This window comes from Acinetobacter sp. ANC 4648 (genome assembly GCF_002135345.1).
Taxonomy (GTDB): domain Bacteria; phylum Pseudomonadota; class Gammaproteobacteria; order Pseudomonadales; family Moraxellaceae; genus Acinetobacter.
In genome coordinates, this window is sequence record NZ_NEGI01000006.1 from 104,779 (window position 1) to 130,541 (window position 25,763).

Consider the following 25,763-nt stretch of genomic DNA (forward strand, 5'->3'; position numbering starts at 1 on the left):
TCAACACGTTTCCAAAACAAGGTGACTACTTACTAGACTCTATTTTTCCATAATTAAATTTTACGATAATCAATGTGCATGCCCTGCTCCAACATTTCCTTTTGGTTTAGGGCAAAGCCAAATAATAAGTCCTGCAAAAATAAAGATCATCGCAAAAATTAAAAAAACATGATTCACCGACAATGTCAGTGCTTCTTTATCCACTAAACTAGAAATCAGCCCTAATGCACTTTCAGAACTTAATCCATGCTGAACCAATTGCTGCTGTGTCGGCTCAACATGCATAGTCGATACAATTTCACTCCGTGCCAATTTGCTATGATCATCCCAAATCGTTACTGCAATTGATGCACCAATTGCCCCCGCCATAGTACGGACAAAGTTCATTAACCCTGCGGCTGATGCAATTTCATCAGGTCGCACTGCACCCAAAGCAAGATTAGTTAACGGAATAAAGAAGAATGGAACGGCAAAGCCCTGAATAATCTGTGGCCACGCCAAAGACATAAAGTCAGCATCGGTCGTCCAAAATGCACGCATTAAGGTCACTCCGCCTAAAATCATTAACCCGAAACTGGCTAAAGCACGCTGATCATGTTTAGTTGCAAGTTTTGCCACAATCGGTGACATAGTTAAACTACCAAAACCCATAGTTGCAGTAAGATAACCAGCCCATGTCGCGGTATAACCTAAATTAAACTGTAACCACTGTGGGATAAGCACGATACTGCCAAAAAATGCACCAAAAGCAAAAGCTAATGACATAGTGGCAATGGTAAAACCTTTATGTTTGAAGATATGAATATTCACCACAGGATGCTTTTCGGTCATTTCCCAGATCACAAAGACCACAAAGCCAACTACCATGATCACCGCTAAAGCACAGATAAAACCGCTATTAAACCAATCACGCTCATGGCCTAAATCCAGCATAAGTTGTAACGCACCAATCCAAAGAATTAATAGTGCTAAGCCAATACTATCAACTTTTAATTTTGCAATCGGGGTTTCAGCGACTTTTAATAAACGCATTGCACCAACCGCACAAAATATTCCGACTGGAATATTAATAAAGAAAATCCAGTGCCAAGAGAGGTTGTCACTAATCGTCCCCCCAAGAATTGGCCCAAGAATCGGACCAACAACCGTGGTCATTGCCCACATCCCCATCGCCTGAGATTGTTTTTCAGGTGGAAATATTCGCATCAGCAACATTTGCGTAAGTGGCATAATTGGACCACCGAAAATCCCCTGCCCAATACGACAAATAACTAACATTGCAAGACTATTGGATAATCCACAAAATATAGAAAAAATTGTAAAACCAATCAAACTAATGGTAAAGATCCGAACAGCACCAAAACGCCCAGCGAGCCAGCCTGTTAAAGGTACACAAATTGCTTCCGCAACCGCATAAGAGGTAATCACCCATGTGCCTTGCGAACTCGATACTGCAAGACTTCCCGTAATATGTGGCACAGAAACATTGGCGATGGTCATATCTAGAACCACCATAAAATTAGCTAAAGCCAATACGAAAGCTGCGAGCAATAATTTGCCGCCTTTCAAATCACCATACAGTGCTGTGCTATTCATAAGTGATTACTTCGAAGACAAGTCGATGGTTGCATCCATAGACAAACCTACACGCAATGGATGTTTCGCTAATTCTTTCGAGTCCAATTGAATGCGTACTGGTAAACGCTGTACCACTTTAATCCAATTGCCTGTCGCATTTTGTGCCGGAATTAAAGCAAATGCAGCACCAGTACCTCCAGAGAAGCCCACAACAGTGCCATGATATTCAACACTCTTTCCATATAAGTCAGAGGTTAATATAGCCTTTTGCCCAACACGCACTTTTTCCAATTGGCTTTCTTTAAAATTGGCATCAACATAAACATCTGAAATTGGCACAATGCTCATCATAATTGAACCTGGCGCAACACGCTGCCCAACCTGAACACTACGTCGTGCAACAACACCATTTAACGGCGCACGTATTTCAGTCCGCTGCAAATTTAGCAATGCTTGATCTACCATTGCCTGAGCAACCAATACATCTGGAGTTGATGCTTTGTTTGCACCTTTAATCAACGCTTCATTGGCCGCTAAATTACTTTCAGCTGCTTTACGTTTCGACTCAGCTTGTGCTAGACCTGCTTTCGCGACTTCAAGATTTGCCTTCGTGGTATTGAATGCACTTTGAGATGTGGCTAACTCTTCTTTAGAAATTGCACCTGATGCGCCTAACTGTGTCCGACGTGCCAATTCTGCCTGTGCACGTTCAACTGCAACTTGTGCTTGAGCAACTTGTGCTTTGGCACTGTTAATATCATCACTAGTCACTAAAATTTGAGAAGTTAAAGAGCTACTGTTGGCTGAACTTTGCGTATATTGACGTTGGGCTTTGGCCAATTCTGCTTGTGCTTGTGCTAAAGCAATTTTGGCATCACGGTTATCAATGATTGCCAGCAAGTCACCCTTTTTAATTTGTTGGGTATCGCTCACACGAACCTCAGCAACCTGACCACTGACCATCGATGTTATTTCAGCCGTTTCAGCACCAACATAGGCATTATCTGTATTCACTGAACCACTAAAAATAAAAACCCAAATTGCATAAATAACCGCAGCAACAATGATGACCAAAGTCACAATCGTCAACATTTTTTTACGTTTGGATTTCATCGCTACATCGGTATCGGCTGATTCATTTGGGGGTGCAGTGGTATTTTGAGCATCCGTCATCGCATGTTCCTAGGTCTAGGTATGGACTTGGTCACATTCACCTCCTAAAGCATTTTGTAAAAACAAACTTTGATCAGTTGCTTCAAAATGACTGAGAGATGAGATTTATGAGAAAGTCGATTTGCTTAAAATTTTGAGAGCTAATTTTACAGTTAAAAATCATATTACGAGAATAAAAATATAACTCTCGAGTTTATTTCGATTAAATAATTTGATAATCCTCGATATTATTCTTTTTTTAAAGAAAAAATAAGTCATCAAAATATCCTTTTGATGACTTATTTTTAAATTTTGTTACAAACCAAGCGATTAATTAATAGGCGTAAGAGGCAATAGCCGTCGCAATAGCTTTGCCTTCATTATTGGTCATAGTCATCCGCATGGTACACCCTTTTCGTCCCATACGCAGTGTTTCTGCTTTGGCAATAAAATACTCGCCACGTCCTGGTGCAAGATAATCGACACGCATATCGACGGTTGCTAAACGCGCGACTTTCTTCAACGTATCCGCTAAAGTTTCAGGTTCTGAACGCTGATATAATTCGCCCATTGCCACAATTCCGCCAATGCTATCGAGTAAAGTCGCAGCAACTCCACCATGTAGAATTTGAAAGGCCACATTGCCAATCAAAAAGGGTTTCATTTCAATATAGCCTTCAATTTCACCATTAACGACCCGCATTTGCATGGTGTTATGCGAAAAATAAGGAGAACCATTAAATGCTTGGGTAAGTTGGTTTAAGACCACATTTAAATCGACCTTGGAACCTAAATGGATATTACCGGTCCATTTTTTTTGTGATTCACTTTTAGACGAATCACTTTTAGGAGAATCACTCATAAAATACTAAAAACCTGCTCGAAATTCGGATATTGAGAAAAAACTGACTGCTGTTTCCCAAAAATATGATTATAAGGCTACAATATATAAAAGTTTAATACTGATCACTGAGATTGTTATGACCTATACGTTCAATCGTCCTGCTTTTCCTGCAACTCGCATGCGCCGTATTCGCAAGAATGACAAACTAAGAGCCATGGTCAGCGAAACGCATTTGACTACTGACCATCTAATTTATCCAGTATTTGTACTTCCAGGACAAAATCAAACTCAAGATATTCCGAGTATGCCCAATGTTCAGCGTCTTTCTGCTGATTTATTACTCAAAAAAGCGGAGACCCTCCTTGAGCTTGGAGTCTCTAAACTGGCTTTATTTCCCGTTACACCACAACAAGATAAAAGCCTAAATGCTGAAGCAGCATGGCATACCGATGGTTTAGTACAAACCACCTTACGCCTTTTAAAGAAAGAATTACCTGAAATGGTTTTAATTACCGATGGTGCGCTTGATCCATATACGACCCATGGACAAGATGGCATCATTGATGAAACTGGTTATGTACTTAATGATGAGACGGTTGATTGTCTAATTAAACAAGCATTAAGCCATGCGGAAGCAGGTGCAGATGTGATTGCACCAAGTGACATGATGGATGGCCGTATTGGTGCAATCCGTCAAGCTTTAGAGGCCAATGGCCACATCTATACCAGTATCATGGCGTATTCTGCCAAATATGCTTCTAGTTTCTATGGTCCATTCCGTGATGCAGTAGGTTCATCCTCTAATCTAAAAGGTGGCAATAAATATAATTACCAAATGGATGTTGGCAACCGTGCAGAGGCATTGCATGAAATTGCACTCGATATTCAAGAAGGTGCAGATATGGTGATTGTTAAACCGGGTATGCCATATTTAGATGTCGTGCGTGAAGTGAAAGATACCTTTGGCATACCGACTTTTGTTTATCAAGTCAGTGGTGAATATGCGATGTTAGCTGCCGCCATTCAAAATGGTTGGTTATCTGATAGCGTAATCATGGAATCGCTGATGTGTTGCCGTCGTGCTGGTGCAGATGGAATTTGGACATATTTTGCAGAAGATGCAGCACGTAAACTCAAAGAAATTCATTAATTGTTATTTCTGTAAAAAGCTGTACTGACTCACCTTTTAAAATTGGATGCATGATGCATATCGCCATTATTGGAGCAGGGATAAGTGGTTTATTGTCTGCTCTTGAACTTGTAGAAGAAGGTTGTAGCATTAGTATTTTTGATCAGCAACACGCTGGTAATGCTGCATCATGGGCTGGTGGGGGAATTCTCTCCCCCATGTATCCATGGCGATATCCGCAAGCAGTCAATCAATTGGCGCAATTTGGTAAAACTTTTTATCAAGAATGGAATGAAAAATTACTACCGCACACTGGCATTAATTTTCAAATCAATGAAACTGGAATGCTGATCTTTGATGAAGATGATTTTGAAATTGGTTTAAATTATAAAGATCAGCACCAACAACCCATGCAACATTGTGAATATTTACAACAAGAACAACTTAAAAAAGTGAATCCACATGTTTCAGGACACTTTAAACACGCCCTTTATTTTCCACAACTGGCCAATATCCGCAATCCGCGCTTATTAAAGTCACTCATCACCTATCTGAAACAGCATCCACAAGTACAATTTTATGAAAATACGTGGATCGATAAATTTCAAAAAAACAATCAACAAATTGAATCTATTCAAACACAAAATGGACAAAAAATTTATGCAGATCACTATGTGATTGCTACTGGAGCATGGTCAAACCATTGGTCAGAACAATTAAATTTTAATATTCCTGTTCAACCAGTTCAGGGACAAATGCTACTGTTTAAAACTCCAGAAAATTGGTTACCAACCATGTGTATGAATAAAGTCATGTATCTTATTCCCCGTTTAGATGGCCATGTCGTCTGCGGTTCTAGTATGGATCATATCGGCTTTGACCAACGACCATCGCTACAAACCCAACAAAATATTTTTAAAGCCTGTGTTGAAATGGTACCCGAGCTTGCTGATTTTCCGATTGTTAAACAATGGGCAGGCTTACGCCCAAGTTCACCTACTGGGATTCCTTATATTGGACAAATGCCTGAATTCGAAAATTTATGGGCGAATTTTGGACATTATCGTAATGGTTTGTGTATGGGGCCGGCATCTGCACGCATACTGAGACAGTTAATCTTAAAACAACCGACTTTGATCTCGCCTCTTGCCTACAGCACTAATCGACTTCAACTACCTGTCAATAGCTAAAATTTGTTGCAGAGCAATGCTTAAATTAGGATATTTAAAGTCAAATCCTTCACGCTGTAATGCTTGAGGTCTGACATATTGCCCATTTAATACTAATTGTGACTGCTCCCCCATCATCAGGCGCATCATAAAACTCGGCAAAGGTAACATTGGTTTCCGCTTTAAAATATTTGCTGCAATTTCTACAAATTGCAATTGATGAATATGATCTGGTGCGACAACATTATAAATCTTTTGGATAGAACTACTTTTAAACAAGAACTGAATTGTTCTGATAACATCATCAATATGCACCCAAGTAATCGGTTGATGGCCTGAACCAATTTTCCCGACTGCATTTAATTTAATGGGCCGTAACATTTTTGGAAGAATTCCACCACCTTGTCCAAATACAACTCCCAAGCGAATAATTTTTGTATTTTGTGTTATATAACTCAAAGCTGCTTTTTCCCATTGCTGGCAAAGTTCTGACATAAAAATCGGCTGCGATGGAGAATTTTCATCACACTCATCCTGCCATTTCTCTAATGGATCAATACCATAAAAGCCAATGGCAGAACCTGAAATAATCAGCTTTGGAAAAATATTAGCTTGAGCCAGCCATTGATATAAGCAGTGAGTCATATTCACTCGACTTTCAATTAACTGTTTTTTTCTATGATCAGTCCAACGTGCTTGCCCAATACTTTCCCCTGCTAAATTCACGACATAATCAATATTATTACTTTTAATTTGTTCGAAAGATGAAACCCAACTCAATTTTTGATGATTGGATGCTTTATTTTTCTGCCGAGTGAGACCGATGACCTGATAATGCTGTGCCAATAAATATTGAATAAGATGCTGACCAATAAATCCTGTAGCACCGGTGACTAAAACAGTCTGCTGATTCAACATAAGTTTGTCTCTCTTATTGATCTCAACTTAGATATAAGCCAAGCTTAATATTTAAGCAAATCATTTTAAAATAGGTTTTATGGAAACATTTTATTTGCCATTCTTTGTGCTTGTTTACCATAAAACCAATACGTAATTAAATATAAAGGAATTGCAAAAAGTAATATCATGATCAACGTGGTCAACAAAAATTGAGTGCTTTGCATATACATTACAAAAGTTGACCAAACCTCTGGATCATTTCTCGAAAAATAAACTGCACCTACAAGCATCCCGATTAAGTTATACCCCCAAAATATTAGGGTAAATCCAAGCGTTAATTTTTTCCGTTCTTGATGAGTCGGTGCACGCTGTTGTTGTTTTAAAAACCGATACAAGACAATAATCATGGCAATCAAATAAGGCATTGCCGTTAATATTCCTGCGATTTGATTCGGCAGAAATACCATAAGCACGCCAGAAACAAGGCTTAACACGAAACAAAGTATAAAAAACCACACATAATATTTGTTTAGAGAAACCATGATGACGACCGAAATAGCTTAAAAATACATTATAGAAAGTTTTTCTGATTTTTTTTGATTTTCTTGTCAACCAATTCAAAAGTCATACCGTTATATAGTTATAAGGATCACAGCAATCAAGTTTTTTACACCGGCATCCGTAGAAAACTTCGCTGACCTTGGCTCCTATGAGACCCATAAACTCATACTTCAAACATAGATTTGGAACAGCAGCCTAAATCAAAATGAATGAAGTATTTTGGCCGACGATTTAATATCACTCGAATCGTCGGCTTTATTTTATCTACGATTTACAACTTCATCTGTAGGTCTAAAATACGAATCTGGTTTAAGTGTGTCCACATACATAAAAGGAATTAAAATAATGAACATGCTACAAAAATTTTCAGCATTTTTAATACTCTGTCTGAGTTTAAGTAGTCTTCATGCTCAAAAAACACAAACTCAAGAAGAGCTTGATCAAATGCAGGAAGCAGTAGCTCGCAATTATGCAGAGTTAGTCAAAAAAGGTGAAATAATTGAAAATACGACGGATAAAGATGATTCTTATGTAAATTTAAAACGGTGTTCTGAAACCCCAAAGGGTGAATCTTGTTATATTGATAAAGTACCAACTGCGAAGAATTACTATGTTGTTAAAGAAGTTCGTATGAATGATGGCTGCATCTACGAAATCCATAAAAATGGCACTGAAGATGGTGTATGCCCAGCAAAGGCGAAATAAGCCAAACACCAGCTTTTAATATGATAAATTAATTTAAAGACTAGAATAGCATTGCTAAGTTTCGCTACTATGCTCTTCGGAGCATAGGACAAAATTATGACAGTTCGTTTTTTACATACATCTGATTGGCATTTGGGACAATTCTTCTATAACCATTCACGCCAATATGAACATGAACAGTTTTTAGCATGGTTGCTAATTCAGATTAAAGAAAAACAACCACATGCCCTGCTCATTGCAGGTGATATTTTTGATGTAATTAATCCTGCCTCCGCTGCTCAAAAACAACTGTATCAATTCTTAGCTGATGCACATGATCTTGCGCCACACATGCAAACCCTCATGATTGCTGGCAATCATGATTCAGGTTATCGGATTGAACAGGTTGAGCCACTCTTAGAAAAATACAATGCTAAAGCCATAGGTGTAGTACAAAAAAATAGTGAAAATCAACTCGATTTAGACCGATTACTTTTGCCCATTTACGATGAACAAAAAAATATTGTCGCTTGGTGTTTAAGCCTACCTTTTTTACGCGCTGCAGAAATCACTGGTATTAATGAACAAACTAGTAATAGCCAAAGTGCGATTGCCTACTTACATCAACAACTCATTGCAGAAGCGAAACAGCGTAAAACTGAGAATCAAGCCCTAATTTTAATGTCACACGCGCATATGCAAGGTGGCGAAACCTCCGATTCAGAGCGCCCAATTATTATTGGCAATGAAGAAGCATTATCTACTAGCTTATTTGATGAGATAATTGATTACGTCGCGCTTGGACATTTACATAAACCACAAAAAGTTCAGTATCCACATATACGCTATAGTGGCTCGCCTATACCACTCTCCTTTAGTGAAATTAACTATAAGCATCAAGTGGTTGATGTGACTATTGACCCAACTAAAGAAGATGAATCACGGTTTCAATTTGAAGCAATCTCGATTCCTCGTAGTGTGCAACTGCATAAAATCAAAGGTGAGCTAAATGAGGTTTTTGCAAAACTCAAAACTTTAGCCAGTGGTGAAATTAGCAATATTGACCATCGTGAATATGTCGATATCGAATACCATACTTTGACTCCCCCACAACCCAATTTAAGACAACAGTTTGAAGATGCTTTACCCAAAGATCGTTATCGTCTGGTGCGTATTTCACGTCAATATTTAAATCATGATACCGACAATACAGAGACTTCAACGATGAACCTTGAGCCACCCACTCCACAGAAATTATTTCAACAAATTTGGGAGAAACAAGGCTATTCAGTAGATGATGAGGTTTTAAAAGACTTTATGAGTTTGGTAAATGATGCACAGAAAACACTTGAAGATGAACATTCGGTTTAAGGATTGCCATGAAAATTTTATCTATTCGCATAAAAAATTTGGCATCTCTTTCTGGAGAACATTTTATTGATTTTGACACTGAACCTTTAGCCAGTGCTGGACTCGTTGCCATCGTCGGAAAAACAGGTGCAGGAAAATCAACCATTTTAGATGCCATGTGTTTAGCATTGTTTAATAAAATTCCACGTTTGAAAGATAGTGACGGTAAGCTACAAGATGTTGATGGATCGGAGCTTTTAACAAACTCGCCACTGACTGTTTTACGTCGAGGTACTGCACATGGTTTTGCAGAACTTCGTTTTGTTGCACAAGATCAAAAACACTATTTGGCACGTTGGGAAATTAAGCGTGCCCGTGAAAATGCCAATGGTAAATTGCAAAGTGTACAACGCTATTTAAAATGTGAAACTGACGGTATTGTAATTGCAGATAAAGCCAAAGCAGTCGATGCTGCCATTAATAAAATTACTCAATTGAGTTTTGAACAATTTACTCGTGCCGTATTATTAGCCCAATCTGAAGTCACTGTATTTTTAAAAGCCCGTGATAACGAACGTGGTGAATTACTGGAATATCTCACCAATTCAAATATTTTTGGAAAAATTGGTCAATTGGCCTATGAAAAAACTAAAGCCATCGCCAATCAGCGTAAAGAATTAGAGAATGTGCTTGGCCATATTGAAATTTTATCAGATGAAGCTGTTGCCGAGCTGAATCAGCAATTTACCTCGGTTGATACTGAATATAAAAAGTTAGATACTGAAAAATCTAAATTAGCCAAACAACAACTTTGGTTTGAAGAAAAGCAGAAGTTAGATTATCAAATTATAGAAAAACAAAAAAATTATGATGCTCAAATCATTATCCAGCAACAATTAGCACCTGAACGTCAGCAACTCAACCATTTAGAAATATTCTCAAGTATTCGCTCTGTTGTTTTTCAGCAGACTCAACTTATAAAAACTCAGCAACAACTTGCACCACAAATTCAGCAGTTACAGCAGTCTTTTGAGGTCATTTCCAAAAAATTTTACGATGAACAGCAAAGCTATCAGCAGGCTGAAACGGCGCTCAAAACCCTACAAAATTTTGAAATCACCCATATGGATCCGTTAAAGAAAATTCGGAGCTGTATTCAAGAAAGGGATTTTATTGGTGCAGAATTTAATAAACTGAAAACTCGATGTATCGAATTAGATGCTCAACAACAACCTTTAATTGCACAAAAGCAGAATATTGCATTAGAGATTTCAAAGCTGAACGATCAACAAGAGACTATACAAAAACTGTTATCGGAAACGATACATTTTAATCCACTCGATCAAGGCATTCAGGCACATATCCAACAATTACAACAGTTCATTACTCAGTATCAAAATATTGAAAATAGCTTAGGTAATATTCTCCAAGCGCAGTCAAAACTTGTAGATGATCAACTTAAGCTTGAACAGCTAAATACTAAATTTGGTTCAAATATACAAATTGAACAACAGTTAACCCAGCTTAATACTGAACGTGAACTGAAAATTTCACAACTTAATCAGTTTGATATTGCACAGCAAAAATTTCAGCAATATTTTGAATTAGACGCAGATCGATCAACTCATCAAAGTAAGTTACAAGCATTGAATACACAAGCACTTGAGCTGACTCAAGTAAGTGCTCAAGCTGAACAAAATCTTGAAACAGCAAAAAATGAACGATTTAAACTGCAAGATATCTTACAAACACAACGTTTATTACATGCAGAAAATATTGAAAAATTACGTGAAAACTTAGTTGCGGATAAACCTTGTCTGGTCTGTGGTAGTAAGGCACATCCTTATCGCGATGATGAAGCTCAAGTTTCAAAAGCCTTATTTGAGTTGCAACAACAACAAGAACAACAAGCTATTTTGAAAGAACAACATAACTTTCAACTGTGGCAAACAGCACAACAACAAGCGACAAAACGAACATCAGAACTTGAGCAGCTCAAAAATACTATTCAAAGTAACCTTGGAAAACTCGAAAATCTGAAAAGTGAATTAGCACAACAATTTTCTAATTTACAGCTTCAAATTAATTTTGAGCAAGCATTGCATGAAATCGAAAAACAAGTTACAGAATTTAAAACTCAATTTCAAAATGGAAAACAACAGATTGAGACTAAATTACAAGCCTTAAAAGATATACTGAAACAGCAAAATACTTTAGTAGAACAGATTCAAAGTGTTCAACACCAACTCAGTACTGCAGAAAACTTAAAACAACAAATACAACACATCACGGCCTGCTTGAGCAATGCCGAGCAAAGCCAACCGGCAATGCAAACGATGACTCAAACGAAACTTATTTTAACTACGTTAATAACTCGAGCGCAGCATTTACTGAGCTTGGATAAATTGGTTAAAAGTAGCGATGAGCTGAATCGAACCTTAGGTTTAGTGAATGTTGATCAAAATAATTTAGCCAAACTGCTGACCGAAACCATGCAAGTGCGTGATGAAACCTATACCAAAGGGCAACAAAATACCCAATTTGCCACTCAACTGATTCACGACATCACGGATCTATCCCCTACTGAAATCAAACCACATGAGTGGCTGACTCAACATGATGCAGATCGACAACAAAAACAATACAGCTACCAACAGCAAAAGCAAAGCTTTGAACAGTTACGTGCCAACTTTGAAAAACAACAGAATGAATTGCAGCAATTGCTCTCTCGGCGAGCTGAAAATCAAAATAGTCTTGATCAAATTAACATTGACATTGAGCATTGGCTAAAAGTGCATCAAGATTTCAGCAATCATGATTTAATGAATTTGGTTCAGATCAATACTATACAAGAACAAGAACTTCGCATTAAGCTACAAAATGCCGAACGTGTACTTAACGATAGTGCATCTGCATTAAAAACCCTACAAGAACAACAAACAGCACACCTCAGCCATCAACCAAATATTGACTTGAATGTCTTACTACAAAACATAAAAGACAATCTCGAAGCTTTAATGGCTCAATCTGAAGTATTAGATAAACTCAAAGTTGATCTTGCACGACATCAGGATAATTTAACAAAACAAGCGAAATTTGCAGATCAGATTCAAACGATTCAGCAAGAAGAATATCGTTGGGGTAAAATTTCAGGACTCATGGGTGATGCAAATGGTAAAAAATTCCGTGATTATGCACAGCAATATAATTTGGATATTTTACTTGAGCTGGCCAATCAACAGCTAAATATGCTGTCACAGCGTTATACCTTAAAGCGTCTAGACAACTCTCTTAGCCTTGCTATTATCGATCATGATATGGATGGTGAAACGCGTTCAGTAGCTTCTCTTTCAGGTGGTGAATCCTTCCTTACTGCCCTCGCTTTATCCTTAGCAATTGCCAATATGGCTTCAGGTTCCATGAAAATTGAATCGTTATTTATTGATGAAGGTTTCGGTACGTTAGATGCGTCATCTTTACATATGGTAATGAATGCTTTGGATCAATTACAAAATCAGGGTCGTAAAGTCGTATTGATTTCACATATACAAGAAATGCATGAGCGTATTCCAGTACAAATTCAGGTCAATCCCTTAGGTGCAGGAGCAAGTACGATTCAAATCGTGAGTTAAACTTAAGCAGAAAAATTTCTTAGGGGGAGTTAATATAAATGTACAGAATATTATGCCCCATATTTCAGAGGCTTCATATTTAACTGACTTGGGAATACTTTCTACTTCAAGCACTTGCTTTAACTGACTTCACTTAGTCAGCTGGAAATGCATTAGGGGCTGGTGCATAACCCTGATTATTTTGAACTTGTTTATGTTTGGGAGCTTTTAACTCATATACGACGGTCCCAATAATTCCCGTATTGCGAATTGAGCCACTGGTACTATTCGCAGCATAAGCATCTTTAGGTTTTGAAAAGGTAAATGATGCAACAGCTGAATTACTCTTACGAAAACCTTCAATCACAAGCGTGTCGTATGGGCGTAAGACATAACCACTATTTTGTCTTGATGCTTGGCTGCCATCAAGTACATCTAAGCCATCAACACTTGCTACAATTTCAAAAGTTTGATTGGTACTATTTACATAACGCAATTGATAACTTTGACCATCATTGGCAGATAAATAATACTTTTGGCCATCTCGATAAAGTTGTAAACCACGTCCTGCATCATCAACAATAGAAAAACTGATTTTACCAGTAGCGAGTGAAATGCTATTAATACGCTGACCTTGATACTGCTTGCCTGCATAACGAACTTGAACTTCCGAAATTGCAGTTTCAGACATCCGTTTTAAATCAACCTGCGTTATAGGTGAGCTAATATCATCCCCCCAACGTGTTCCAAGCTTTTCATGCGTAGCAACGTGACTATTTGCCACAGAAGCTTTCATGGCTTCTGTTTGAATATTCTGAGAAGTTTCAACCGTAGCTGATTCCATTTGTTGCTGACTACACGCAGCAATCACTAACCCGAGAAAAATCCAAACAAAAACTTTAAATTTATAAATAATTTGATTAAACATTACCACAACCTTTTTATCTTATTTTATAAATTGGAGTTATAAATCGAGAATAAAAATAGATATAGATGATAATCGTAAATTTTTACCATCTTGATATGAATAGGTTTGGAATAAATCACTACTTAATCTATTTTACGTAATGTTAAAATCTGCTCACTTCGTCCAAAAGGTCCATGTACATCATGTAAAATGGCGCTGGTTAATCCAATACCATCTGCACCATATTGTTGTACAGCCTCTAATCCCAACCACTTTCCTTCAGGTAAACGATAAAAATGCAATTGTAAATCTAGATTCGGAAAGCCCCATTTAAGTGGCATACTTTGCCGAGGCACAATTCCGTTGGCCATATCCACCATACTCACAATATTGACAAAATCTGAAGCGGTTTCCCCCTCTACCATATCTAAGTCAGTTTTCAACCAAATCAAACCCTTACCATGACGTTGTTGGCTTGATCTAGCCTCAACTGTTTTTGTAAATCTCCCTGGCCACTTCCGTATACCATCAAAATCAGGCATATTTTCAGGTGTTTCTACGGCCTGATCTTCTAGACCTGCAATGAACGAACTATCTTGTATCATCATTCGCCATGTTCTTGCGACGACTAAAGTTTTGCCCTGCCCCGTCATAATGGACTCAATTAACTCAATGGTTTTACCGGGACGAATAACTTGCGTGGTGATCTCAATTTCACCCAAAGCAATCAAACCAAAGATATCAAAACTGATGCGACCAATGCGCATATTTTCACGTGGCTCAAACTTTTCTAATTCGACACAAATCACCCCTGTTGCTGGTGACATATGTTGCTCATTAGGATTCCATGCACCTTGTGTATTCATGGTCGATTGGTAACGTGCTTGAACTATGCCCGCATCATTGATAGTTCGATCAAGCAATTGATAATAAGCAGACATAAACTTCCCTATTCGATTCAGTTTTTCTTATATTGAAATAATGTATCTTTCATTCTCAATCTATTTTTGTACTGAAATTTACGTGAAAAGTCTATGTTTCAACAAAATATTGATCCCATGTGTTCAACTTTATGCTCTAAAGTTGCATCGAATCTTAAAGCTATGTTATGTCAATTTATGCATAACTCTAACTCAATCTAAAATAATCACATAAGAATAAAAATCTACATAGCAACATCCATTTGCATAGATTAATAGAATTTTTAATCAACCAAACTCATTTTAGCTTAGAAAGCATTATCTTATGAAATCTACTTAATTGAATACACTTTTCAGTTCTAGCTGAAATGCCATCATTTTTTTAATATAGCTATTTTGAATAATCTCGTGTTCCAAATAATGCTGTTCCTACGCGTACCATGGTCGAACCCGCTGCAATCGCAGCTTGCAAATCTCCCGACATTCCCATACTTAAAGTATCCCAATCTTCAGGATGTGCATGTAGCTCCTTAACTTCCTCAAATAAATGCTTTGCATCCATAAAAGCATGCAGGTGATCTGGTGCTGGAATAACCATTAAACCCCGTAATTTTAATCGTGGTAACTGACTTATGCATTTTACCAACTCTGCAACCTCCGTCGGATGGCAACCCTCTTTTGTCTCTTGAGCATCAATATTGACTTGTAAACAAATATTCAATGGCTCTTGATTTTCTGCACGCTGATTGGATAATCGCTCTGCAATAATGAAACGATCAACTCCATGGACCCATGCAAATTTTTCTGCCAAATGCTTAGTTTTATTGCGTTGCACATGACCAATAAAATGCCATTCAATGTCTAAATCTGATAATGCTGCAATTTTATCTAAAGCTTCTTGTAAATAATTTTCACCAAATGCGCGCTGTCCTGTCGCATACATTTTTTTTACCTGCTCACTAGGATGGGTTTTAGAAACAGCCAATAACTGAACTTCATCCATATTTCGCTTCGAAGCTACACAGGCTTGCTGAATTAACTTAAGTACATGATTTCGAGCTTGGTTTAGATCATTCATTGATGTTGTCTCATTTCAGATAAATCAGCTTCCCAGTAAATAAACTGTTGGTTATGCTGCGTGAAAGCCTTATTATTCTACAAAATAATTAAGTTAACAGCTTTATTTCGGGGACATTATGGATATTACAGAATTACTGGCATTCTCGGTAAAAAATGGTGCATCAGATTTACATCTTTCAGCCGGTATGCCACCACTGATCCGTGTAGATGGCGAAGTTCGTCGTATTAACTTACCTGCTTTAGAACATAAAGATGTACACAAACTTGTATATGAAATTATGAATGATAGACAGCGTCGTGATTTTGAAGAAAAACTCGAAACTGACTTTTCATTTGAAGTCCCTGGTGTAGCACGTTTTCGTGTCAATGCCTTTAATCAAAATCGTGGTGCTGGTGCTGTATTCCGTACCATTCCATCTAAAGTCCTGACTATGGAAGATTTAGGATTAGGACAAATTTTTAAAGATATTTGTAATTATCCACGTGGAATTGTCTTAGTTACAGGCCCAACGGGTTCGGGTAAATCAACCACCCTTGCAGCGATGATGGATTATATTAACGAAAACCGTTATGATCATATTTTAACCGTTGAAGATCCAATCGAGTTTGTACACCAGTCCAAAAAATGCCTGATTAACCAACGTGAAGTACACCGTGATACGCATGGTTTTAACGAAGCACTACGTTCTGCACTACGTGAAGATCCAGATATAATCTTGGTTGGTGAGATGCGTGATCTTGAAACCATTCGTTTAGCATTAACTGCTGCGGAAACAGGTCACTTAGTTTTCGGTACGCTACATACCACCTCTGCGGCAAAAACCATTGACCGTGTAATTGACGTATTCCCTGCTGAAGAAAAAGATATGGTTCGTGCCATGCTCTCAGAATCATTACAGGCCGTCATTTCTCAAACTCTGTTGAAAAAAACTGGTGGCGGACGTGTTGCAGCACATGAAATTATGATTGGGGTTCCAGCCATCCGTAATCTTATCCGTGAAAATAAAGTGGCACAAATGTACTCTGCCATTCAGACGGGTGCCAATTATGGCATGAGCACGCTCGATCAGAGTCTCAAAACCTTAGTCTCAAAAGGTGTGATCACTGCTCAGGTAGCACGTCATGCTGCGAAACAACCAGAATCATTCCTATAAAATTGAACTTGGGGAAATTTAGATGGATTTTAATGATTTATTGAATTTAATGATTGAACATCAAGCCTCTGACTTATTTGTCACTGCTGATGTTGAACCATCCATGAAAATTAATGGACAGATTGTTCCTATTGCAAAAACAAAACTTACAGGTGAAATTGTTGGGCAATTGATTCACTCTATTATGAGTGACAAGCAACGTAAAGAATTCGCAGATACCCGTGAATGTAACTTTGCAATTACCAATAAAGACAAAACTTCGCGTTTCCGTGTGAGTGCATTTCAACAACGTGATATGCCTGGAATGATTTTACGTCGGATCGAAACAGTTATTCCAACCATGGAAGAATTAAAACTTCCACCGATCTTAAAAGATTTAGCCATGACTAAGCGTGGCATCATCATTTTTGTGGGCGCAACTGGTACGGGTAAATCCACTTCGCTTGCTTCAATTATTGGCTATCGTAATAAAAATTCAAAAGGTCACATTATTACGATTGAAGATCCGATTGAGTTTGTACATGAACATGCTGGTTGTATTATTACGCAACGTGAAGTGGGCATTGATACCGATTCTTTTGAAATTGCTTTAAAAAATACTTTACGCCAAGCACCTGACGTTATTTTGATTGGTGAGATTCGTTCCCGCGAAACTATGGACTATGCCATTGCCTTTGCAGAAACGGGACATTTAGTTTTTGCCACACTGCATGCTAACAATGCCAACCAAGCGATTGACCGAATTATTCACTTCTTTGAATCAGATCGTCATAGTCAATTGTTTATGGATTTATCCTTAAATTTAAGAGCAATGATCGCACAACAATTGATTCCCACTCCTGACGGTAATTCACGTCGTGCTGCGATTGAAATTCTGATTAACTCACCACTAATTTCAGATTTAATTCGTAAAGGTGAAGTTCATGAAATTAAAGATTTGATGAAAAGATCCCGTGAACTCGGTATGCAAACTTTTGACCAAGCTTTATTCGAACTGTATAAAGCTGGGCAAATTACCTACAAAGATGCCTTAAAACATGCCGACTCTCCGAATGATTTACGTCTACAAATTAAATTAGATGAAGAAGGTGGTGCTCACTTGTTAAATGCCAACACTAAACTGACTTTTGATGGTCAATAATTTTGAATTTATATAGCCTAATTAAATATTAAGCTCAAAAAAGGAGAGATAAGTTCGCTTATCTCTCCTTTTTTTATTATATTTTTGTACTTTTATTTTTTACGATACGCTTCTTTACACTCAGCCGCATCACAATAACCATACAGATTCAGTGAATGTCCTGTCAGGATGAAACCAAACTTTTCAGCAACTTCATGCTGTTCATGTTCAATTGTATCATTAGTAAATTCAACCACTTTATTACAATTTTGGCACACTAGATGATCATGATGATCATCTTGCATAATCTCAAAAACTGAATGATTATTTTCAAAATGATGACGTTGAATAATACCCGCTGCTTCAAATTGTGTTAATACACGATATACAGTTGCTAATCCTACATCTTCATTTTGTTCAAGTAATGTTTTATAAATGTCTTCTGCACTCAAGTGATGTTGTCTTGAGTTTTCCAATAATTCCAAAATTTTGATTCGTGGTAGGGTAACTTTAAGTCCAGCTTTGCGTAAATCTTGATTTGAAATAGCCATATAAAAAGGTCTCGCAACAAATTTTAAGTTGGAATATGCAACAGAGTTGAGATGCAGTATGATCTATGATTGGATCAATTGCATCATAATTAATTTGGGATAGTGTAGCAAAATGCAAAAAATCATGCTGACGTTATTCGTCGCTTCATTGCTTGGTGGTTGTTCTGTATTCGGAGTATACAAAGTTGATATTCCTCAAGGAACACCGTTAACCCAAGCTCAAGCCTCAAAAATTCAAGTAGGTATGTCACACCAACAAGTTCGTTTCTTGTTGGGCAGCCCGACAGTGACTGATCCAATGAATCCATTACGTTGGGACTACATTTATAACTACATCCCAGGTACTTATGCTAAAAAAGCTAAGATTCCAGCAGCACATGGCCAACACTTAAAAGTTTATTTTAATGAGTCAGGCATTGTCACCAAAATTGAAGGCTTAGATAGCATTCCTGAATCTCAACCGGGCTTGCCAGCATCTAAAGAAGCGATTTTGAATGCGCCCCCACTATAGTCACTTTAGAATAAAAAGAAACCCCTCATTGAGGGGTTTTTCATATCACTTCAATTGTTTAAAGCGATTACCTCGACAGTAGTTTCCAACTGGATTTGCAGCAGCACGATTGCGACGAATATCTTTAGGATTAATCGTCAATACCCGATAAATTTCGACACGATCACCCATTTGAAGTATCTGATTTTGATCCTTAATTTTGGTACCAAATATACCTAAGCTATACTGCTCAGGTAATGTGACCAGATTCTCGATTCCACTTTTCAGAATGGCATCCAGCGCAGTCATTCCATCCACATAGTTCACTTCAATATGAAATTGTTGTTCAGGCGTAGCATAAGCGACCCAAACTTTGGGGTGAGTAATTTTCTCTTCTCCCATTAGATGAATTGTCCAATGAATGAAATCATCGCCACTACAATCGATAACGGTAATACGATACGTACCGCAATCCGCCAGATATTATAAAATATTTCATTACTAAAACTCATCGCTTTACGTAAATGACTGATTTTCATAATCCAACCAGCAAAGATCGAATAAATTAAACAAATCACTAATCCCCAAAGCATCAAGATAGGATTTAAGATACTCTTTAAATTGGGTATCGCCCAAACCAGTAATGCGACCAATAAAATTAGTACTTGAATCACAACTGCAATTTGACGTTGCGCTAACTGTTCACGCGCTAGCTGTAGCATCAGTGCAGCTGCGACTACAGCCGCAAAAGTCATACTATATGCAGTAATTTGCGTACTCATGGCAAAATAGCCAAAAGCAATCACTGCAACGAACTGTGCTAACCAGATGGGTACGACTGTTTTACTAGATTGCTCTTGTTGCTGAATTTGTGAAAGACTGGTTTGCCAATACAATCCTAGTCCTAGACCATTGGCCACCAATGCTAAAATAGTTGCATTGCCCCATTCTTTAAATTCAATTGCAGTCACATGCCAAGGTTGTAAAGCTGTACCGAGTACGTTAGCCAATATCAATGAAGCAATAGCACCTACTGCCGTTAAAAGTAGCAAAATTTGACGTGGTAAGTAGGACAGCACCAATGCAACAATCGCTAAACTAATCAAAACGAAATGAGCTTGACTGGCTAATATTGAGTCATGTAACGCAATTTGACTAATATTAGAAAGAACTCCGCCGGCTAAGAAAGGAATAAATACCACCGCCAACCAACCAACAATACGCCATCTTTGTGATGCATCAGCATCTCGTGTTAGTGCTGAAAGTGCATTTAAAGCTGTAGTTTTTGAACGCTTTGCCAACGCGACTTCTAAATAGCCTATCGGTAAAGCGAGCAACACCATTGTGCCTAGCCATAACAACCAAAAATCAATTTGTCGATCAATTTGAATACTTAAACTCGGCGCTAACCCAGCAATAATAATAAATGATAAACAAAATGCCATCAGCGGCGATAACCATCGTGACATAGAATTGTCCTGCATGACGAGTTCCGTAAAAAAGTCTAATGCTATTTTGCCTTTGTCATAGCTGAAAATCAAAAGATTACAAAGAAAAAAGCAAATCATCTGATCAGATGACTTGCTGCGCTAAGTTGATGATTCAAATTTTATTATTTTTATCCACTCTAGTTTTCTTATTCATACACCCAACATTGGTATTTAAGAGAAAAAACGAGCAAACCAATTTTTACCTTTTTTCTTTTCATTCTCTTTAATAATACCCATCATATTGGTCTTAACTGCCCCCACATAATCTGCATCATCGTGTTGAATATGGTTAATTAACCATTTCGATAATACTTCATGTAACTCACTTTCAATTGAATATCCTTCATCAAAACGAGTCCGATAACTTTCAATTTTTTTAATAAATAAATCATGTACTCGTTTATGAGGTACACGATATTTATATTCAGCTTCTTCTTGTAAACTCTCTTCAAAGGTAAAATGAGACTGCGTATAATCAATAATATTATTGAGAATTTGTTTAACTCTTGCTTTATCTGTCCCTACGCTGATTTCATCAATTTCATTGATATAATCTAAAATCCGTCTATGTTGATCGTCAATCACATCGATTCCAGTATTATATTCTGGGACCCATTTCATCTTCATACGACCACCTTAAAATATTAATTGCATCACCCTTTAAATTCATAGTAACGACTAAATAGACAAATAAAAATGAACCGTATTACTCGGATTTAACCAAAATTCATGATTTTAAAATCAAGTTATTGTTAAATATATATTTTATATTTTAATCATACCAAAAGGGTAAGTTATTATTTAACCAATTTTATAAATTAAAACTAAATAAATATAAAAAAAACATACTAATTATTTATTTTTTTTTAATTAAAAATAAAATCTTAATCTATATTTTAAATAGCTTTAAATTTTATCTAAAATTTTTTATATTAAATAAATTAATATTGGTCTGCTTTAGTCATTCGTTTTAAACTTGGATTTTCCTCTTCTCGAATTAATCTTTCTACCCGAGTAAGAGCAGTTAATATTGGTCGACCAGATTGAAATAAAATCATTTCTCCAGCTTTATATGAAATCCAATTTTCATTATGTGTTAAAGGTTCTGTCGTAATTACAGCAACGCAATCTTCCGCTGTAGTAACTGTACTAAAATCGATTTCTACGTCTAAATCGATTAATTGTGCATGTTGAAATGGATATTCTCGGACCAACCAATGCAGCTTAGTAGTTGCGTAACTAAACAATGCCTGCCCATTTGATAAACAATAATTAAACGTACCATATTCAGCAATTTTTGGTGCAATATCTTGAAGCAATGCAAATATTTGCCTCAAACTCGGCTCAACATAGCCAAACTTCTCTACAAACTGTTCCAGTAAATAACAAAATGCTAATTCACTATCCGTATTTCCAACAGGTGTGAAACGTCCAGATAAATGCGGATTAAAACCATGCAAATCCCCATTATGTGCAAAAATCCACTGTCTCCCCCATAGTTCACGACTAAATGGATGGGAATTCTCTAAAGTAATTTTGCCTTGGGTTGCTTTACGAATATGAGCAATAACGTTACGAGATTTGATTGGATAATTTCGAATCAATTCGGCAATTGGAGATTCAACCGCAGATTGATTATCGACAAATAAACGACAGCCTTTATCTTCAAAAAAGGCAATCCCAAAACCATCACAATGATCTGAGGTAATTCCCGCGCGTTGTGAGAAACCACGGAAAGAAAAAGTAATATCCGTTGGTGTTGCACAGTTCATTCCCAATAATTGGCACATAGTTTTTTCATACAGCTTTTAGTTATATCAATATTGTGCATGAGTACACACCTGCTTGCAAATCTGAAAAATTGCAAACGAGTGTGTTTTATTCAGTTTTTACAAATGCATTTAAGATATCTCATATTTTTAATCGCTCTAGAGTGATCATAAACTGGGATCATGAATATGTAAAAAGTCACTTAATGTGGCTTTTTACAATACTTAATTTGATTTTACAGTGATTTGGTTCGATTGGTAATTAAGGTGCCAATACCATGATCCGTAAAAATTTCAAGTAATGTTGCATGTGGTACACGACCATCAACAATATGCGCACTTACTACACCGCCTTTCACCGCATCTAAAGCACAACCGACTTTAGGAATCATCCCACCGTAAATCACACCAGTTTCAATCAAACGGTCGACCTCATGCGTACTTAAACCCGTCAATAAGTTTTTATTTTCATCCAATACACCTGAGATATTGGTCAATAAAATTAGTTTTTCCGCACCCAATGCTTCTGCAACTTTACCTGCAACAAGGTCAGCATTAATATTATAAGTATTGCCCTCATCATCAACACCCAATGGGGCAATTACAGGAATAAAATCACTTTGGGTAAACATTTCTAAAACGTCTATTTTAACCCCAACCACTTCACCAACTAAACCTAAATCAATGTGTTGCACTGAACCATCTTCGGCTGTTTTTTCCATTAATAATTTACGTGCACGCAGCAAATTACCATCTTTACCCGTTAAACCAATCGCACGACCACCATGCTGATTAATTAAATTGACAATCGATTTATTGACACTGCCACCGAGTACCATTTCCACCACTTCCATAGTTGCAGGATCGGTCACGCGCATACCATCAATACGGTCTGATTCACGCCCTAACTGTTTCAGAAGTGAATCGACTTGTGGACCACCGCCATGTACAACAATGGGGTTTAAACCGACTGTTTTAAGTAGAACAATATCGCGTGCAAATGAACTTTCCAACTCTGGGTCAGTCATGGCATTACCACCATACTTTACAACGAGCGTTTTACCTGCAAAGCGTTGTATATACGGTAAAGCTTCTATTAAAATTTTAGCTTTGTCCGTGCCAGTATGCTGATGTGGCATTCTCCTCTCCTCAATCATTGAATCTATAAAACTAAGCCAATCTAAACTTAATGCACATTTAGAATATCTTGCGCGATCATAGGATAACTAGCACTTAACATGGAAGCAAATGTTTGTCTAATTTGATCTAAATGGGCTGGACTATCTGCATCAAAGCGGAGAGTAAAAAACTCCCCTGTGTTGGATGCTCGAATAATCCCAAAACCATACTCAAAATCGAGTCGAACTCCATCAATATTACTGAGTACGGCATCTAAATTATGACTAGAAATCTCAATATCCCGCAATACACTTTGAGGATCCGTACCCTGCGTACTGATATAAGTATCTTCAGTATAAAAACGCTCAGGATAAACTGCTAAAATTTCAGATAAAGTCATGTGTGGAAATTGACTTAAATACTCCATCACCCGTAATGCGGCATACAATCCATCATCGTAGCCCAAACCACGACCATCATTAAAGACATAATGCCCAGCGTATTCACCACCAAAGACGGCGAAGCCTTTTGATTGCGACAGATATCTACGTAAAAAACTGCTCCCTGTACGCAACATTTTGGCATGTCCACCTAATTGTTCTACTACTTGACGAACTATGGATGAACATTTCACATCAAATACAATTTCATGTTTCGGATGATCTTCTAAACACATCTGCGCACATAAAGCCAATAAACGGTCAGCTGAAATAATATGTGCATGTTCATCTAGTAATACTACGCGATCACCATCACCATCTAAAGCAATGCCAAAATCTGCTTGATAATGTAGTACATTTTGTCGAAGTCGTTCTAAATGTTTTGCTTGTGATGGATCTGGAGCATGATCTGGAAAGTGACCATCGGCATTACAGCGTAATGCAATCACATCACAACCTAATTTTTTAAGTACCTGTTGTGCACAATATCCAGCAGAACCATTTAAGCCATCGACAACCACTTTAAACTGTCGTTTAAGTTGAATATCTTGAATCAATGCAGACTGGTAGGACAAAAAAAACTCAGGTTTTATATTATGTTCTACGGAGACAGTTTCAAACAATGGTGTTTGATTTAATACCAATTGTGAGGCCAAATCACCAATATCTTGAATCATTTCAGGACTAGGCGGTTCAGATTGAATCACCCATTTAATACCATTATCGGTCTTCGAATTATGACTGGCAGTCACCATAATCCCATTACCTTGGGTTTGGCGTGCTGCAAAATACATTTGTGGAGTAGCACAGCATCCCAGCGCAACCACTTTAAATTGATGCTGTAAAAAGACTTGCTCAATTATTTTTGCAAAAGTAGGACTGCTCAGACGTGCATCATAGCCTATCACTATTTGCGTTTGCCCCATTTTTTGGAATTGACTGACCAATGCCGTTGCAATTGCATAAACAATTGCCGGATTTAATAACTCCACCTTTCCTCGAATATCATAAGCGCGAAAAATTTGATGTGGAAATTCAATAGGTATATTCATTAGCAATACTTCTGGTTGCTTCATCCTTCACTCACTTCCATGAGTAAAGTATTCGTATCTCTGATTTGGATACTTTTAAAGGATCTCGGCGGAAGTTAGAAATTTTTTAAACGACTCGATTTAAGTTCTGAATATATCACAAATATACTTTTTATTAAAAAAGCCTGAGATTTCAGGCTTTTTTACAGCAGACGAATAGATTAATTTTGACCTGTATGCCCAAAACCACCAGCACCACGCTCTGTAGCTTTAAACTCATCAACCAAATCAAATTCAGCTTGAATTACAGGTACAAGTACATATTGAGCCAAACGCTCACCTGGTTCTAAATTAAAAGTCGTTTGGCTACGATTCCAAACTGAAACCATCAGCTCACCTTGGTAATCTGAATCGATTAAACCGACTAAGTTTCCAAGTACGATGCCATGTTTATGGCCTAGGCCTGAACGCGGTAAAATTAAACCAGCAAAATTTGAATCTTCGATATAAATCGCCATACCCGTTTTCACTAAAACCGTTTGACCAGGTTCAATTTGAATAGCTGCATCTACACAGGCACGTAAATCTAAACCTGCCGAACCAGTCGTGGCATACGTTGGCATTGGCCATTCTTGACCTAAACGTTTATCAAGTACTTTTACTTGAACTTTCATCATAAAATCCTATGAGTTTTTAAAACTTTTCACGCAACAC

The 25,763-nt window shown here is 37.4% G+C and carries 24 protein-coding genes; 8 read left to right on the forward strand and 16 right to left on the reverse strand.

Features of this window, described 5'->3' with window-relative positions; translation table 11 throughout:
* Positions 1–69: 69 nt before the first annotated feature.
* The 3 genes from B9T27_RS11505 to B9T27_RS11515 form a co-directional block, all read right to left on the reverse strand.
* Positions 70–1,596: a DHA2 family efflux MFS transporter permease subunit gene (locus B9T27_RS11505; protein ID WP_086206964.1), complete on the reverse strand. Its 1,527-nt coding sequence runs from the start codon at positions 1,594–1,596 to the stop codon at positions 70–72.
* Between the two features lie 6 nt (positions 1,597–1,602).
* On the reverse strand, positions 1,603–2,751 hold the full coding sequence (locus B9T27_RS11510; protein WP_086206965.1) for an HlyD family efflux transporter periplasmic adaptor subunit: 1,149 nt from the start codon (positions 2,749–2,751) through the stop codon (positions 1,603–1,605).
* 313 nt (positions 2,752–3,064) lie between these two features.
* Positions 3,065–3,592: a thioesterase family protein gene (locus B9T27_RS11515; protein ID WP_086206966.1), complete on the reverse strand. Its 528-nt coding sequence runs from the start codon at positions 3,590–3,592 to the stop codon at positions 3,065–3,067.
* 118 nt (positions 3,593–3,710) lie between these two features.
* On the opposite strand from B9T27_RS11515, the gene hemB reads away from it, so the two are divergent.
* Both hemB and thiO read left to right on the forward strand, forming a co-directional pair.
* Positions 3,711–4,724 carry a porphobilinogen synthase gene (hemB, locus tag B9T27_RS11520; protein ID WP_086206967.1) on the forward strand — a complete coding sequence of 338 codons (1,014 nt, stop codon included), beginning with the start codon at positions 3,711–3,713 and terminating at the stop codon, positions 4,722–4,724.
* 53 nt (positions 4,725–4,777) lie between these two features.
* A complete protein-coding gene (gene thiO / locus B9T27_RS11525) occupies positions 4,778–5,893 on the forward strand; it encodes a glycine oxidase ThiO (RefSeq protein WP_086206968.1) in 1,116 nt (371 codons plus the stop codon).
* Here thiO and B9T27_RS11530 read toward each other — a convergent pair.
* Together B9T27_RS11530 and B9T27_RS11535 are read right to left on the reverse strand one after the other, a co-directional pair.
* Complete coding sequence (locus tag B9T27_RS11530) at positions 5,876–6,787, reverse strand: TIGR01777 family oxidoreductase (protein WP_086207071.1); 912 nt, start codon at positions 6,785–6,787, stop codon at positions 5,876–5,878. The two genes, thiO and B9T27_RS11530, sit on opposite strands and share 18 nt — an antisense overlap.
* An 80-nt stretch (positions 6,788–6,867) precedes the next feature.
* The gene (locus tag B9T27_RS11535; protein ID WP_086206969.1) at positions 6,868–7,314 is read right to left on the reverse strand and encodes an ABZJ_00895 family protein; all 447 of its coding nucleotides are present in this window, start codon (positions 7,312–7,314) and stop codon (positions 6,868–6,870) included.
* Between the two features lie 364 nt (positions 7,315–7,678).
* Here B9T27_RS11535 and B9T27_RS11540 point away from each other — a divergent pair, with 364 nt between their 5' ends.
* From B9T27_RS11540 to B9T27_RS11550, 3 genes are all read left to right on the forward strand, one after another.
* Entirely contained in the window at positions 7,679–8,038 is a 360-nt protein-coding gene (locus B9T27_RS11540; protein ID WP_086206970.1) for a hypothetical protein, read from the forward strand.
* Between the two features lie 96 nt (positions 8,039–8,134).
* Complete coding sequence (locus tag B9T27_RS11545; RefSeq protein WP_086206971.1) at positions 8,135–9,388, forward strand: exonuclease SbcCD subunit D; 1,254 nt, start codon at positions 8,135–8,137, stop codon at positions 9,386–9,388.
* Positions 9,389–9,396: 8 nt separating this feature from the next.
* Positions 9,397–12,999, forward strand: coding sequence for an AAA family ATPase (locus tag B9T27_RS11550; protein ID WP_086206972.1), 3,603 nt, complete (start codon positions 9,397–9,399; stop codon positions 12,997–12,999).
* Positions 13,000–13,132: 133 nt separating this feature from the next.
* Here the strand turns inward: B9T27_RS11550 and B9T27_RS11555 are convergent, their stop codons facing one another.
* From B9T27_RS11555 to B9T27_RS11565, 3 genes are all read right to left on the reverse strand, one after another.
* Positions 13,133–13,891: a hypothetical protein gene (locus tag B9T27_RS11555; RefSeq protein ID WP_171263393.1), complete on the reverse strand. Its 759-nt coding sequence runs from the start codon at positions 13,889–13,891 to the stop codon at positions 13,133–13,135.
* Between the two features lie 137 nt (positions 13,892–14,028).
* Positions 14,029–14,826 (reverse strand): thioesterase family protein, encoded by a 798-nt coding sequence (locus B9T27_RS11560; protein ID WP_086206974.1) that lies wholly within the window; start codon positions 14,824–14,826, stop codon positions 14,029–14,031.
* A gap of 370 nt (positions 14,827–15,196) precedes the next feature.
* Positions 15,197–15,883 (reverse strand): YggS family pyridoxal phosphate-dependent enzyme, encoded by a 687-nt coding sequence (locus B9T27_RS11565; protein ID WP_086206975.1) that lies wholly within the window; start codon positions 15,881–15,883, stop codon positions 15,197–15,199.
* 118 nt (positions 15,884–16,001) lie between these two features.
* On the opposite strand from B9T27_RS11565, the gene B9T27_RS11570 reads away from it, so the two are divergent.
* Positions 16,002–17,039 (forward strand): type IV pilus twitching motility protein PilT, encoded by a 1,038-nt coding sequence (locus tag B9T27_RS11570; protein WP_086206976.1) that lies wholly within the window; start codon positions 16,002–16,004, stop codon positions 17,037–17,039.
* Positions 17,040–17,061: 22 nt separating this feature from the next.
* Complete coding sequence (locus tag B9T27_RS11575; protein WP_086206977.1) at positions 17,062–18,180, forward strand: PilT/PilU family type 4a pilus ATPase; 1,119 nt, start codon at positions 17,062–17,064, stop codon at positions 18,178–18,180.
* A 92-nt stretch (positions 18,181–18,272) separates the two neighbouring features.
* Here B9T27_RS11575 and fur read toward each other — a convergent pair whose 3' ends face one another.
* Positions 18,273–18,710 carry a ferric iron uptake transcriptional regulator gene (gene fur, locus B9T27_RS11580; protein ID WP_086206978.1) on the reverse strand — a complete coding sequence of 146 codons (438 nt, stop codon included), beginning with the start codon at positions 18,708–18,710 and terminating at the stop codon, positions 18,273–18,275.
* Positions 18,711–18,822: 112 nt separating this feature from the next.
* Here fur and B9T27_RS11585 point away from each other — a divergent pair, with 112 nt between their 5' ends.
* On the forward strand, positions 18,823–19,221 hold the full coding sequence (locus B9T27_RS11585) for an outer membrane protein assembly factor BamE (protein WP_086204476.1): 399 nt from the start codon (positions 18,823–18,825) through the stop codon (positions 19,219–19,221).
* 45 nt (positions 19,222–19,266) lie between these two features.
* Here B9T27_RS11585 and B9T27_RS11590 read toward each other — a convergent pair whose 3' ends face one another.
* From B9T27_RS11590 to dut, 7 genes are all read right to left on the reverse strand, one after another.
* A complete protein-coding gene (locus B9T27_RS11590) occupies positions 19,267–19,602 on the reverse strand; it encodes an RnfH family protein (protein ID WP_171263387.1) in 336 nt (111 codons plus the stop codon).
* Positions 19,602–20,684, reverse strand: a complete 1,083-nt coding sequence (locus B9T27_RS11595) for a hypothetical protein (RefSeq protein WP_213033018.1) — start codon at positions 20,682–20,684, stop codon at positions 19,602–19,604. The genes B9T27_RS11590 and B9T27_RS11595 overlap by 1 nt, the downstream gene beginning before the upstream one ends.
* Before the next feature lie 177 nt (positions 20,685–20,861).
* On the reverse strand, positions 20,862–21,317 hold the full coding sequence (locus B9T27_RS11600; protein ID WP_086206980.1) for a bacteriohemerythrin: 456 nt from the start codon (positions 21,315–21,317) through the stop codon (positions 20,862–20,864).
* A 314-nt stretch (positions 21,318–21,631) separates the two neighbouring features.
* Positions 21,632–22,480 carry a class II glutamine amidotransferase gene (locus tag B9T27_RS11605; RefSeq protein WP_086206981.1) on the reverse strand — a complete coding sequence of 283 codons (849 nt, stop codon included), beginning with the start codon at positions 22,478–22,480 and terminating at the stop codon, positions 21,632–21,634.
* A gap of 215 nt (positions 22,481–22,695) precedes the next feature.
* A complete protein-coding gene (argB, locus tag B9T27_RS11610; protein ID WP_086206982.1) occupies positions 22,696–23,598 on the reverse strand; it encodes an acetylglutamate kinase in 903 nt (300 codons plus the stop codon).
* 47 nt (positions 23,599–23,645) lie between these two features.
* Positions 23,646–25,070, reverse strand: a complete 1,425-nt coding sequence (locus B9T27_RS11615) for a phosphomannomutase/phosphoglucomutase (RefSeq protein ID WP_086207073.1) — start codon at positions 25,068–25,070, stop codon at positions 23,646–23,648.
* Between the two features lie 200 nt (positions 25,071–25,270).
* Complete coding sequence (gene dut, locus B9T27_RS11620; protein WP_086206983.1) at positions 25,271–25,723, reverse strand: dUTP diphosphatase; 453 nt, start codon at positions 25,721–25,723, stop codon at positions 25,271–25,273.
* Positions 25,724–25,763 lie beyond the last annotated feature (40 nt).

Coding starts and splice junctions, on each gene's coding strand:
- B9T27_RS11505 (WP_086206964.1), bottom strand. CDS start 1,596: ATGAATAGCACAGCACTGTATGGTGATTTGAAAGGCGGCAAATTATTG.
- B9T27_RS11510 (WP_086206965.1), bottom strand. CDS start 2,751: ATGACGGATGCTCAAAATACCACTGCACCCCCAAATGAATCAGCCGAT.
- B9T27_RS11515 (WP_086206966.1), bottom strand. CDS start 3,592: ATGAGTGATTCTCCTAAAAGTGATTCGTCTAAAAGTGAATCACAAAAA.
- hemB (WP_086206967.1), top strand. CDS start 3,711: ATGACCTATACGTTCAATCGTCCTGCTTTTCCTGCAACTCGCATGCGC.
- thiO (WP_086206968.1), top strand. CDS start 4,778: ATGCATATCGCCATTATTGGAGCAGGGATAAGTGGTTTATTGTCTGCT.
- B9T27_RS11535 (WP_086206969.1), bottom strand. CDS start 7,314: ATGGTTTCTCTAAACAAATATTATGTGTGGTTTTTTATACTTTGTTTC.
- B9T27_RS11540 (WP_086206970.1), top strand. CDS start 7,679: ATGAACATGCTACAAAAATTTTCAGCATTTTTAATACTCTGTCTGAGT.
- B9T27_RS11545 (WP_086206971.1), top strand. CDS start 8,135: ATGACAGTTCGTTTTTTACATACATCTGATTGGCATTTGGGACAATTC.
- B9T27_RS11550 (WP_086206972.1), top strand. CDS start 9,397: ATGAAAATTTTATCTATTCGCATAAAAAATTTGGCATCTCTTTCTGGA.
- B9T27_RS11560 (WP_086206974.1), bottom strand. CDS start 14,826: ATGTCTGCTTATTATCAATTGCTTGATCGAACTATCAATGATGCGGGC.
- B9T27_RS11565 (WP_086206975.1), bottom strand. CDS start 15,883: ATGAATGATCTAAACCAAGCTCGAAATCATGTACTTAAGTTAATTCAG.
- B9T27_RS11570 (WP_086206976.1), top strand. CDS start 16,002: ATGGATATTACAGAATTACTGGCATTCTCGGTAAAAAATGGTGCATCA.
- B9T27_RS11575 (WP_086206977.1), top strand. CDS start 17,062: ATGGATTTTAATGATTTATTGAATTTAATGATTGAACATCAAGCCTCT.
- fur (WP_086206978.1), bottom strand. CDS start 18,710: ATGGCTATTTCAAATCAAGATTTACGCAAAGCTGGACTTAAAGTTACC.
- B9T27_RS11585 (WP_086204476.1), top strand. CDS start 18,823: ATGCAAAAAATCATGCTGACGTTATTCGTCGCTTCATTGCTTGGTGGT.
- B9T27_RS11590 (WP_171263387.1), bottom strand. CDS start 19,602: ATGGGAGAAGAGAAAATTACTCACCCCAAAGTTTGGGTCGCTTATGCT.
- B9T27_RS11595 (WP_213033018.1), bottom strand. CDS start 20,684: ATGCAGGACAATTCTATGTCACGATGGTTATCGCCGCTGATGGCATTT.
- B9T27_RS11600 (WP_086206980.1), bottom strand. CDS start 21,317: ATGAAGATGAAATGGGTCCCAGAATATAATACTGGAATCGATGTGATT.
- B9T27_RS11605 (WP_086206981.1), bottom strand. CDS start 22,480: ATGTGCCAATTATTGGGAATGAACTGTGCAACACCAACGGATATTACT.
- argB (WP_086206982.1), bottom strand. CDS start 23,598: ATGCCACATCAGCATACTGGCACGGACAAAGCTAAAATTTTAATAGAA.
- B9T27_RS11615 (WP_086207073.1), bottom strand. CDS start 25,070: ATGAATATACCTATTGAATTTCCACATCAAATTTTTCGCGCTTATGAT.
- dut (WP_086206983.1), bottom strand. CDS start 25,723: ATGAAAGTTCAAGTAAAAGTACTTGATAAACGTTTAGGTCAAGAATGG.